General features: G+C 23.3%; 10 protein-coding genes, 6 tRNA genes and 1 pseudogene. 9 read left to right on the top strand and 8 right to left on the bottom strand.

All coding sequences use genetic code 11. The annotated features are described in order from the left end of the window. Positions 1–16: 16 nt before the first annotated feature. The 3 genes from SMPYRVIR_RS00195 to frr all read right to left on the bottom strand — a co-directional run bounded on the left by SMPYRVIR_RS00195 (position 17) and on the right by frr (position 1,968). Positions 17–91, bottom strand: a tRNA-Ile gene (locus SMPYRVIR_RS00195). Between the two features lie 23 nt (positions 92–114). Beyond that, positions 115–1,434 carry an asparagine--tRNA ligase gene (gene asnS, locus SMPYRVIR_RS00190; RefSeq protein ID WP_246980407.1) on the bottom strand — a complete coding sequence of 440 codons (1,320 nt, stop codon included), beginning with the start codon at positions 1,432–1,434 and terminating at the stop codon, positions 115–117. Beyond that, on the bottom strand, positions 1,435–1,968 hold the full coding sequence (gene frr, locus SMPYRVIR_RS00185) for a ribosome recycling factor (protein ID WP_246980406.1): 534 nt from the start codon (positions 1,966–1,968) through the stop codon (positions 1,435–1,437). A 139-nt stretch (positions 1,969–2,107) separates the two neighbouring features. Between frr and trpS the strand changes: the two genes are divergently transcribed. The 3 genes from trpS (at position 2,108) to SMPYRVIR_RS00170 (ending at position 3,613) form a co-directional block, all read left to right on the top strand. Then, complete coding sequence (gene trpS, locus SMPYRVIR_RS00180) at positions 2,108–3,064, top strand: tryptophan--tRNA ligase (protein WP_246980404.1); 957 nt, start codon at positions 2,108–2,110, stop codon at positions 3,062–3,064. A gap of 378 nt (positions 3,065–3,442) precedes the next feature. Then, positions 3,443–3,526, top strand: a tRNA-Leu gene (locus SMPYRVIR_RS00175). Between the two features lie 4 nt (positions 3,527–3,530). Then, a tRNA-Leu gene (locus SMPYRVIR_RS00170) sits at positions 3,531–3,613 on the top strand. A gap of 188 nt (positions 3,614–3,801) precedes the next feature. On the opposite strand, the gene SMPYRVIR_RS00165 is transcribed toward SMPYRVIR_RS00170, so the two are convergent. Further along, the gene (locus SMPYRVIR_RS00165; protein ID WP_246980402.1) at positions 3,802–4,431 is read right to left on the bottom strand and encodes a peroxiredoxin; all 630 of its coding nucleotides are present in this window, start codon (positions 4,429–4,431) and stop codon (positions 3,802–3,804) included. A 377-nt stretch (positions 4,432–4,808) separates the two neighbouring features. Then, on the bottom strand, positions 4,809–5,591 hold the full coding sequence (locus tag SMPYRVIR_RS00160; protein ID WP_246980400.1) for a hypothetical protein: 783 nt from the start codon (positions 5,589–5,591) through the stop codon (positions 4,809–4,811). 27 nt (positions 5,592–5,618) lie between these two features. Here SMPYRVIR_RS00160 and lipA point away from each other — a divergent pair, with 27 nt between their 5' ends. The 6 genes from lipA to SMPYRVIR_RS00130 all read left to right on the top strand — a co-directional run bounded on the left by lipA (position 5,619) and on the right by SMPYRVIR_RS00130 (position 9,779). Beyond that, a complete protein-coding gene (gene lipA / locus SMPYRVIR_RS00155; protein ID WP_246980398.1) occupies positions 5,619–6,467 on the top strand; it encodes a lipoyl synthase in 849 nt (282 codons plus the stop codon). Positions 6,468–6,689: 222 nt separating this feature from the next. Continuing rightward, on the top strand, positions 6,690–8,024 hold the full coding sequence (der, locus tag SMPYRVIR_RS00150) for a ribosome biogenesis GTPase Der (protein WP_246980396.1): 1,335 nt from the start codon (positions 6,690–6,692) through the stop codon (positions 8,022–8,024). A gap of 253 nt (positions 8,025–8,277) precedes the next feature. Beyond that, complete coding sequence (locus SMPYRVIR_RS00145; RefSeq protein WP_246980394.1) at positions 8,278–9,531, top strand: malic enzyme-like NAD(P)-binding protein; 1,254 nt, start codon at positions 8,278–8,280, stop codon at positions 9,529–9,531. 6 nt (positions 9,532–9,537) lie between these two features. Continuing rightward, positions 9,538–9,618, top strand: a tRNA-Ser gene (locus SMPYRVIR_RS00140). 9 nt (positions 9,619–9,627) lie between these two features. After that, positions 9,628–9,702: transfer RNA gene (locus tag SMPYRVIR_RS00135), tRNA-Pro, on the top strand. Positions 9,703–9,706: 4 nt separating this feature from the next. Next, positions 9,707–9,779, top strand: a tRNA-Arg gene (locus SMPYRVIR_RS00130). A gap of 59 nt (positions 9,780–9,838) precedes the next feature. Here the strand turns inward: SMPYRVIR_RS00130 and SMPYRVIR_RS00125 are convergent. The 3 genes and pseudogenes from SMPYRVIR_RS00125 to rplS form a co-directional block, all read right to left on the bottom strand. Next, a complete protein-coding gene (locus SMPYRVIR_RS00125) occupies positions 9,839–11,272 on the bottom strand; it encodes a glycine--tRNA ligase (protein ID WP_246980492.1) in 1,434 nt (477 codons plus the stop codon). Positions 11,273–11,605: 333 nt separating this feature from the next. After that, positions 11,606–11,653, bottom strand: a pseudogene (locus SMPYRVIR_RS00910) (ferredoxin); the annotation flags it as partial. A gap of 11 nt (positions 11,654–11,664) precedes the next feature. Further along, entirely contained in the window at positions 11,665–12,018 is a 354-nt protein-coding gene (rplS, locus tag SMPYRVIR_RS00115; protein ID WP_246980392.1) for a 50S ribosomal protein L19, read from the bottom strand. Positions 12,019–12,054 lie beyond the last annotated feature (36 nt).

Below are 12,054 nucleotides of genomic sequence, written 5' to 3'. Positions count from 1 at the left end.
TTATTTCGACATTTCGTGGTCTCAGCTGGATTTGAACCAACGACTTCTTGATTATGAGTCAAGTGCTCTAACCAAACTGAGCTATGAGACCTATCAAAATTTCCCTAGTCTGAATTATGTATAAATATTTTTGGGAGATCTTGGAAATGGTATTACCTCTCTTATATTTTTCATATTTGTAATGAATTGAATTAGTCTATCAAAACCTAATCCAAAACCACTGTGTGGAACAGTTCCAAATTTTCGAGTATTAATATACCATTCTAGATCTTTTTTTTTTAATTTAAAATATTTAATTTGTGATAATAGTATTTTATATCTTTCTTCTCTTTGTGAACCCCCAATAATTTCACCAACAGATGGAAAAATAATATCCATTGCTGATACTGTTTTCTTGTCTTTATTTATTCTCATATAAAATGGTTTTAAATCAATTGGATAATCAAATATAATTATCGGGGAATTAAAATAATTTTCTACTAAAAATTTTTCATGTTCTGACTTTAAATCTTTTCCCCATTTAATTTTATACCCATTTTTACTTAGAATTTTAATGGCTTTTGAGTAAGTTATTCTTTTAAATTCTTTCTTTAATATTAAATTAATATTATTAAATATTTTATTTTCTTTATCCAAAAATAATAAATCCTCATAAGATAATTTAATAATATTTTTAAGTATATATTTAATAAAATGCTCAGCTAAATACATATTATGTTTTAAATTAAAAAAAGCTACTTCTGGTTCTACCATCCAAAATTCTGCCAAATGTCTAGGAGTATTTGAATTTTCGGCTCTAAAAATAGGGCCAAAAGTATAAATTTTTCCTAAACCTAATGCAGCAGATTCACCATGCAATTGTCCAGAAACTGTTAAAAATGCCTTTTCTCCAAAAAAATCTGACTTTAAAGTAGTTACCTTAAAAAGGTTACTATGCCCTTCTGTATCATAATTAGTAATTATAGGGGTTTGAATATTATAAAACCCCCTTTTATTGAAATATTTATGAATTAGGTAAGAGACATTATGTCTAACCCTCATTATTGTACTAAATAAATTAGTACGAAATCTTAAATAAGCTTGTTGTCTTAATTTATTAAAACTATGTTTTTTCGGTTGCAATATGGTCTTTTGAAAATCTTTCTTTTTGAATAAGCCATAGATTATTATGTTTTTTGCTAAAAGCTCAATAATTTGTTTATTGCCTTTGCTTAATACTATTTTGCCTTTTACTTTTAAAAAAGTCCCTCTATTAAGTTTTCGGTTTTCAGTTTTTACTATAATTTGTAAATTTCTTATGGTTGAACCATCGTTTATTATCACAAACTTTTTTAATTTATTTGATCTTATATGTTTTACCCACCCATTTACAACTATTTTTTTGTTTATTAAATTCGTATTTTTTTTTAAAATAGATCTTATCGTATTGCACATCTATATTTTAAGTATTTCTTTATTTTTATTTTCAAATATTTTTTCTATTTTATAAATAGATTCTTTAGTTGCTTCATGCACCTCATTTTTATATTTTTCAATTAAATCTTTTTCAGTAAACTCTTTCATTATTTTCTTATTATAAGCTTTTCTTATATTTCTTAAACTAATTTTAGCTTTTTCTAATTTTAGATTATTACTTTTAATTATTTCTTTCCTCCTTTCTTCTGTTAAACTTGGAATTACTAATTTTAGTAATTTCCCCTTATTAATTGGAATAATACCTAGGTTTGATTTAATTATACTTTTTTCGATTACAGACAATTTGTTTTTTTCCCATGGCTTAATTAATATAGTTTTTGAATTTATTACTTCTATGCTTGATAAATGATATAAAGGAACTTGATTTTTATAATATTCTACAGTAATATCGTCTAACATCTCTGTATTTGCTTTTCCTATTCTAATTTTAGAAAGTTTGTTTTTATAATAATATAAAATTTTATTCATTTTTTCTTTAATTTCTTTTTTCATTTCTCTTTTTTTATTTTCTATACTATACACTATACACTATACACTATACACTATACACTATACACTATACACTAATATTAGTTTTTTTTTTAACAAAACCATTATTTTATCTTATTAATTTTCTAATGTAAGAAAACCAATGTATAATTTTTTAACTGGTATTAAAAGTACTGGTCGTCCACATTTGGGTAATGTGATAGGAGTTATTTACCCTACTATATTTTTAACAAAGAATGAAAAGTTTAAAAATCAATTTATTTTAATTGCTAACCTTCATTCTATTACGAATTTAAAATATATTAAAAATAATAAAAAAAATGCCTACAAAATTTTAGCTGTTTGGTTAGCTTGTGGAATAGATTATAAAAAATTTCTTTTTTATCGACAATCTGATATTCCAGAAGTTACTGAATTATTATGGTTTTTTAGTATTATATATCCATATAATAGATTAAAATTAGTACATTCTTTTAAAGAAAATGTAAAAAAAAAAAAAACAATAAATACAGGAATATTAACATATCCAATTTTAATGGCTGCTGATATATTAATAAGTAAAGCAGAACTAGTATTAGTAGGAAAAGATCAACTACAGCACTTAGAAATAGCTAGAAAAATAGCAAAAAAAATAAATAATATAAAAAAAATATTTCCACTTCCTCAAGCAATAGTAATTGAAAATTTAATACCCGGTACAGATGGATCAAAAATGAGTAAAACTAAAAATAACATTATAGATCTTTTTGCCTCTAAAAAAGAAATAAAAAAACAAATACTGAAAATTAAGACACAAAAAAACTTTTCAACTAATAAAAAAGAACTATTAAAAGATAATTTATACAATATATATATAAGCTTAGCAGGGAAAGAAAAAAAAGAAAAAATAAAAAATAATTTTAAAATGGGATACGAACATGCAAAAGAAGAATTATATAGGTTGATAATCAATAAATTTAAAAGAGAACGTAATTTATATAAATACTACATAAAAAGAAAAAATAAGTTAGAAACAATTTTTAAAAAAGGGGCTAAAAAAATGAAACAAATAGTCAATTCTACTATTTCTGAAGTTAGAAAAGCTTTCGAATGTAATTAACTGATTGGTAAACAATTTCCCTTATTCTTTAAATTCTTAAATTCTAGTAATTAATTATTAAATTATAGTAATTCTTTAAAGTCATCATCTGAATTTACTTCATAAATGTAAATAAAGACTTTGTAAAAAGTAGTGATAGAAGAAAATACTGGACAATTTTCTAAAATAAATAAATTTATTATTAACGTAATTTAAATTAATAAAATTAAAGCTAGTCAATTTACAGTAGTTTAAATAGTAAATAAAATTAAATAATTAATTAATAACTAAAAATTTTTTATTAAAATGCCAAATGGCAAAAAAAGAAAAAGAAAAAAAATAGCAACACATAAAAGAAAAAAACAAAGCCGAAAAAATAGACATAAAAAGAAATAATTTGCGGATATGGTGAAATGGGTAGACACGCTAGACTTAGAATCTAGTATCTAAAAAGATATAAGGGTTCGAATCCCTTTATCCGCATATAGCCTGGATGGTGAAATGGGTAGACACGCTGAACTCAAAATTCAGTGATTAAAAATCTTGTGGGTTCAAATCCCACTCCAGGTATAATTAATTATTCCAATAATTAATTATATAATATAATATTCATTACAATACAATACAAATACAATACAATACAATAATTAATTATTCATTACAATAATTAATTATTCATTACAATAATATAATATAATATTCATTACAATACAATACAATAATTAATTAATTATTCATTACAATAATTAATTAATTAATTATTCATTCCAATAATTAATTATTCCATCTTTAGTAGGTTTAATACCTTTTTCTCCCGTCTTCCAGTTTGCAGGACAAACTTCACCATGTGTTTCAAAAAATTGCAAAGCATCTATTATTCTAATTACCTCGTCTACATTTCTTCCTAAAGGGAAATCATTTATCAATTGATGTCTTATAATTCCTTTTTTGTCTATTATAAATAAACCTCTATAGGCGATTAACTCACCTCCTTTAACTTTTAATTCAGCTTTTTTATTAATTTTCCAATTACCACTTAAAACACCATACGAATAAGAAATAGTTTTATTTATATCAGAAACTATAGTAAAATTTACTCCTTTAATTCCACCTTTTTTTTTCGAAATTTGTAACCAAGCTAAATGGGTATATTCAGAATCTATAGAAACGGCTATTAATTTAACATTTTTTCTGCAAAAAATATCCTTTTTTTCTTGAAACGAATGTAATTCAGTGGGACATACAAAAGTAAAATCTTTAGGATAAAAAAATAAAACTACGTACTTGCCTATAAAGTTTTCTAAAGTAAAATTATTTACTATTGAATTTCCATTTAAAACTGCTGTCGCCTTAAAATTTGGAGCTTTTTTTCCTATTAAAGTATTCATATATAATTAATACTATTTATAGTAATAGTAATAGTATACTATCTATCTATTACTATTACTATTAGTCTTAGTCTTAGTAGTCTTAGTATTACTATTAGTATACTATACTATCTATTATAATGTAATGTATTATCTATTATCTATTAGTATTAGTATTAGTATTAGTATACTATACTATCTATTATCTATTAGTATAATTAGTATTAGTATACTATACTATAGTATTCTATTTATTTATAGTATAGTATAGTATAGTATAGTATAGTATAGTATAGTATAGTATAGTATAGTATAGTATAGTATGAAACGTACATATAATCCATCCAAAATAAATAAGAAAAATTGGCTTTAGAGTTTTAAAAAGAAAAAAAAAAGTTCTAATAAAAATTAAATAATATTTTCTTCATATTATTATTTTCTTTATTAGCTAAATAAAAATCTATTAGTATTCTCCCACTAATTTCTTCAATAATTATTTTTTTTCTTTCTAATAATTCATAATATTTTTGTTGAGTAATTAATATATATGTACCAAATGGTATCTTTTTATAAACTGGGACTACTGCTATTCCACTTATAGAAATAATCTGTTTATATCTTTTTAATAAATTGTTATTAATCTTTTTTTTTATTTTCTTTTCAATTTCTTTTAAAAAGATAATCTTTTTATTAATTTTTTCTTTTTTTTGTTTATAATTTATAATTTTACTTTTAAATCTGAGTTCTTTAATCCTAATATATTTTTTAATTTGTTTGATTTTTATTGAATTAATAATCAAGTTATTCTTTTTCTTTAAATTTCTTCTTTTTTTTAAAAGAAAATTAATATAATTATATTCTATATCCATCTCCAACTTCTTTAGTTTTAGTTTTTGCTTTGGAAGTAATTTTTTTTGCTTTGGAAGTAATTTTAAAAGTTGTATAATTTTTTTTTTATATATATTTAATTTTGAATTACTTCTTAAAAGTTTTTTTTTATTTTTTAGTCTTTGTGTTAAAAAGAATAGATATCTTTTTTTTTGTTTTAAAAACAAAAGAAATCTTATAATAAAGACTGGAAATCTATTTATTATATAATTTAAATATTTCAAACGCAAATGAATTAATTGTAATCTATATATGTATTTTAATTGGGATTCAATCCTTGAATTAGTTTTCATTTTTCTTATTATGAGGTTTTATTTATTATGAATTTTAATAAAAATAAACCAATTTGGTTAAAAGTTAGATTACCGATTGGAGGAAAGTATGATAATATTAATAATTTACTAATAAAAGAAAGCTTAAATACAATTTGTAAAAGTAGTGATTGTCCTAATCTTGGAATTTGTTGGAAAAATGGAGTGTTAAGTTTTCTTTTATTAGGAAATATATGTACTAGATCTTGCAAATTTTGTGCGATAAAAACTGGAAAACCTAAAAAAATAAATGTGTTAGAACCTTATAAAATTGCAAAGACAGTAAAAAAAATGGAAATTAAACACGTTGTTTTGACTTCAGTTAATAGAGATGATTTAAAAGATATGGGAATAAAAATATGGATTAAAACAATAAGAGAAATTAAAAAAATCTCTAATTCGACTATAGAAGCCTTAATACCAGATTTTAAAGGGCATAAAAAAAAAATTGCACTAATAATTAAGGAACACCCAGAAATTATTTCTCATAATTTAGAAACTGTACCTAGATTAACAAAAAAAGTACGTATTCAGGCTAAATATGATAGAAGCTTATCTATTTTAAAATATATAAAAAAAAAAAGCGACATAAGAACTAAAACTGGTATTATGCTAGGATTAGGTGAAACAGAAGTAGAAGTAATAAATACTTTGAAAGCTATAAAAAAAGCCAATATTGATATATTAACAATAGGTCAATATCTAGCCCCTACTTCAAAACATTACCCAGTTCAAAGCTTTATTACGCCTCATAAATTTAAATACTACAAAAATCTAGCTTTAGAAATGGGCTTTTTATATGTTGAAAGCAATCCATTAGTTAGAAGTTCTTATAATGCCTATAAACATATTATTTAAATATTATCTAATTAAATTCTTTATTAAGTTTTAATTCAATAATATTCCTTTTTTTACTCAAATTACTGGGATACCTAAGAAAACATTATTTAAACCATATTCTAACAAAATAATATTATTAACTATATCCTTAGCAGCTATTAAACTTGCACAAGCACCACCAATATTCCCAGTACCTACAATCGGAATTTTAATTTAAATTATTAATTTTTTCAACTAGTCATGAAAAAAATAATTTCTATAGTAGGCCAGCCTAATGTAGGAAAATCTACCCTTTTTAATTATTTAGCAGGCTACCGTAAAGCAATTACTCATTATTCGAGTGGAGTTACCAGAGATAGGATATATTGTGATTGTAAATGGAAAGGTAATAAGTTTACTCTGATAGATTCTGGAGGATATGTAATTGGAAAGAAAGATTTACAAATTAAAATATGTGAGCAATTTTTATTTGCTATTGAAGAATCAACCGATGTAATATTTGTAATAGATATTTTATCTGGAATATTACCTATAGATTATAAGATATCTAATATCTTACAAAGATCAAAAAAAAAAGTTTTTCTAGCTGTTAATAAAATTGATCAATATAAATCAGATATTTATGAAATACAAGATATTTTAAAATTAGGATTTAATGATTATTTTTTTTTATCTGGTTCAACTGGACAAGGGGTTAACGAATTATTAAATTATATTTTTTCTAATAAAAAAGAAATATTAATTAAATTAAAAAATTACAATTTACCTAGGATTACTTTAGTAGGAAGGAAAAATGTAGGCAAGTCATCTTTAATTAATACCTTATTAAATAAAAATCAAAGCATAGTCTGTGATCTTCCAGGTACTACTAGGGATTGCATAGAAGTAATTTATAATAAATTTAATTTTAAATGTATTTTGATTGATACTGCTGGGATAATAAAAAAGAAAAGAAAAAAGGAAGATCTCGAATACTTTTCATTTCTTCGAACGACTCAAGCAATTTACAATTCTGACTTATGTTTTTTAATAATAGATACTAAAATAGGGTTTCAAAAACAAGATATAAAGATATTTAAAATTATTAAAAATACCTTTAAAGGTATTATTATATTAATTAATAAATGTGATCTTATTAAAAAAAAGAGTATTTTACAAAATTTAAAACAAAATATTATTAAAAAAATTTATCCATTTACAGATCTGCCAATATATTTCACATCTAATTTTTCCAAACAAAATATTATTAAAGCTTTTAATCAAGCAATAAGTATAATAAAAAAGCAAAAACAAAAAATAAATACAAGTTATTTTAATAAAATTATGCTTCCGATATTAAAAAAAAAAACAATAAATTTAAGTAATGGTAGAAATCTTTCTATAAAATATTGCGTACCAATTTTAAAAAAAGGTATTAAGAAATTCCTTTTTTTTAGCAATAATCCTAAACTTATTCCTAGGTCTTATAAAAGATTTCTAGAAAAAAAAATAAGGTCTAATTTTGATCTAATTGGAATCCCGATTCAAATTAAATTTAAAAACAAATATAAAGTAAAGAATCAAAGAATCAGTTAGGTATGTTCACTTTAACCGATATAAAATATAAAATATATTATATATAATTATATCATATTATTATATATATTATTATATTATATATTTTAATATTAATATAATATTATATTATATATTATATATTCTTATAAAGAGTTCTAAAAAATACATAAAAAATAATAATATCGTACCTAATTCAATATTTATTTCTTTTAAAAGAATAATTTAACTAACTATAAAATAAAGTTTATATTAATAAGTATATATACAAACAATGAAACAAAAAGCTTTATACTATCATAGTAAATATCCAGCTGGCAAAATTAAAATAATTCCAAGTAAAAAATTTTACTCACCTAAATATTTATCTTATGCTTATTCCCCTGGAGTAGCTGAACCATGTAAAGAAATAATTAAGAATAAAAACAAAGTATATAAATACACAAATAAAAAAAACTTAGTGGGAGTTATTACTAATGGGACTGCTGTATTAAGTTTAGGTGATATTGGACCAAAAGCATCTAAACCAGTTATGGAAGGTAAAGCATTATTATTTAAAATTTTTGCTGATATAGATGTTTTTGATTTAGAAATTAAGGAAAAAGACCCAAAAAAGTTTATTGAAATTGTAAAATCAATTTCCCCAACATTTGGTGGTATAAATTTAGAAGATATTAAATCTCCTGAAGCTTTCAAAATAGAAAAAGAATTAAAAAAAATAAATATTCCAGTAATGCATGATGACCAACATGGAACTGCCATAATTTCCGGTGCTGCATTAATTAATGCTTTAGAATTAGTAAATAAAAAAATAGAAAATATTAAAATGGTTATTAATGGAGCAGGAGCTGCAGCAATTTCTTGTGGCAGAATTTATAAGAAACTTGGGGTTAAACACATTTTTATGTGTGATAGTCACGGAGTACTAAATAATAGTAGAAAAAAATTGACAAAAGAAAAATTAGAATTTTGTGTTAAAACTTCTTATACCAAATTAGAAGAAATAATTATCAATTCTGATGTATTTATTGGTTTATCTGTTGGTAATATATTAACAAAAAAAATGTTAATGAGTATGTCGAGGAACCCTATAATATTTGCTTTAGCAAATCCAAATCCAGAAATTAAATACCACAAAGCTCTAAAAACACGTTCAGATATTATTATAGCAACTGGTAGAAGTGATTATCCAAATCAAGTAAATAATGCTTTATGTTTTCCTTATATCTTTAGAGGGGCTTTAGATGTTAAGGCGACCTCAATAAATGAAGAAATGAAATTAGCGGCTCTATATTCAATAGCTAAGATAGCTAAAGAACCTGTACCTAAAAAAGTAAGTCTTCTTTATAATGAAAAAAATATTAAATTTGGGAAAAATTATATAATTCCTAAACCATTTGATCCTCGACTTATGATAAACGTGTCAATTGCAGTAGCTAAAGCAGCAATTAAATCAGGTGTAGCTAAAAAGAAAATAAATAATTGGAAAAAATATTTGGCTGAATTAAAAAGTAGAATCATTATTTAATATTATGGAGAGTTGCCGGAGTGGTTAACGGAGCAGTTTGCTAAACTGTAGGTTTTTACCTCGTGAGTTCGAATCTCACACTCTCCGTACAATAAACGGGATGTGGCGTAGAAAGGTTATCGCACCTGGTTTGGGACCAGGAGGTCATAGGTTCGAATCCTATCATCCCGATATTGGTCACATAGCTCAATGGATAGAGCAACTGCCTTCTAAGCAGTAGGTTGCAGGTTCGACTCCTGCTGTGATCATATCTAAGTAACTGAAACAGTTGCTAAGTAACTGAAACAGTTGCTGTGATCATATCTATCTATCTAAGTAACTGAAACAGTTTTTTCATACTGGTTTCTTTTTTAATTTCCCTCTTTAAATCTTTAATTAATACCCTTTTTTGCAACATTTTATCTCTAAATCTCATAGTTACACATTTATCTTTTAAAGTTTTGAAATCTATTGTTACACAAATTGGAGTCCCTATAGCATCTTGTCTTCTATATCTCTTACCAATCGAATCCTTTTCTTCATATATTAAAATAAAATCTAATTTTAATTTTTTATAAATTTCTTTAGCTAAAGAAATTAACCTTTTGTCTTGAATTAAAGGAAAGATAGCAGCTTTAATTGGAGATAAAGCAGGATTAATTTTTAATATAATTCTTTCTTTTTTTGTGTCTTTAATTGTTTCCTTCTTTAAAGATGAAGAAAAAACTGCTAAAAAAATCCTATCTAATCCAACAGAAGTTTCTATTATATATGGAATAGAAAAATTGTTTTTTTCTTTATCAAAAACTCTAAATCTTTTTTTGCTATATTTTTCATGATTTTTAAGATCGAAATTTGTTCTTGAATGAATCCCTTCTAATTCTTTAAAACCAAAAGGAAATTTAAATTGAATATCATATGCCTTTTTAGCATAATGTGCTAATTGTTCATGTTCATAAAATCTATATTTTTTTTCACCTAATCCTAATGATAAATGCCATTTTAGACGGTTGTTTTTCCAGTATTCCAACCATTTCTTTTCCTGATTAGGAAAAATAAAAAATTGCATTTCCATTTGTTCAAATTCTCGCATTCTAAAAAGAAATTGTCTAGCTATTATTTCCTTTCTAAACACTTTTCCTATTTGAGCTATCCCAAATGGGATTTTCATTTTACTAGTATTTAGGACATTTAAAAAATTGGTAAAAATTCCTTGTGCTGTTTCTGGACGTAAATAAAAATTTTTCTTTTCATGTTCTTTTAATGGTATTTTGAACATTAAATTATACTCATATATTTTAGTCCATTTCCTTAAGTTTTTCTTACTCTTAATTTTATTTATTAATCTTAAGATTTTCTCTTTATCATTTTCTTTAAATTTTTTATATATATATTTTATAAGATTATTTTTTAGATTTTTTTCTTTATTTCTAATATTTTTTTCTTGGAAATAATTTTCGAGAAATAAATCAAGTCGGTAACTATATTTAGTATCTTCATTATATAAAAATATTTCTTTGAATTTATAAACATGACCGGAAGCTTTCCAGATATTAGGATGCATTAATATACTAGTATCCAATCCAATTATATTTTCATTAATTTGTATCATTGATTTCCACCAGTATTCTTTAATATTATTTTTTAAATATATTCCATATTGACCATAATCATAAATTGCATTTATGCCATCATAGATTTCACTACTAGGAAAAACAAAGCCATATTGTTTTGCATGTGATACAATTTCTTTAAAAGAAATTTTATTATTTTTCTTTTTTCTTTTTTCTTTTTTTATACTTTTATACTTTTTTATACAATTAACTGGACATACTGTCACACATTGAGGCTTTTCATATTTACCAATACATTCAGTACATTTCTCTGGTACTATAAAATACCTATTCTTCTTCTCTTTCTTCTCTTTACTTTCATAAATGGCATCATTATTGGCATTAATGGCATTATTAATGGCAATGGCATTATTAATGGCAATGGCATTATTAATGGCAATGGCATTATTAATGGCAATAGCATTATTAATGGCATTATTAATGGCATTATTATTAATAATGGCATTATTTGGACATTCTAATTCACAAGCTCCACAATTTATACATTCATTAGTAATTTGAAAAGCCATATTTTATTATTTTATATGCTTTTTATTTTAGCTTGTTTTCCTCTTAAGTTTCTCAAATAATAAATTTTTGATCTTCTAACTTTTCCAGAACTAATAATTTTAATGTTTTTAATAATAGGTGAATTTATGGGAAATATTCTTTCTACACCAATTGTTCCACTAAATTTTCTAATTGTAAATGTACTATTTGCTTGCTTTTTAATTATTATACCTTTAAAAGATTGTATTCTATTTTTATCACCTTCTTTAATTTCGTAATCTACATTTACTGTATCTCCTGCTTTAAAGACATATTTTTTTTTATATTTTCCTGATTTTACTGATAAATATTTATTAATATTAATATTAATATTAATATTTTTCATTATTTTTTTATTTTTTATTTGCTTCTTAATCTATTA

Origin of the sequence: Candidatus Karelsulcia muelleri, assembly GCF_022985615.1 — a bacterium.
GTDB classification, from domain to species: Bacteria; Bacteroidota; Bacteroidia; order Flavobacteriales; family Blattabacteriaceae; genus Karelsulcia; species Karelsulcia muelleri_G.
Note: the sequence above shows the minus strand (reverse complement) of the source record. Positions and strands in the feature narration are given on the sequence as shown.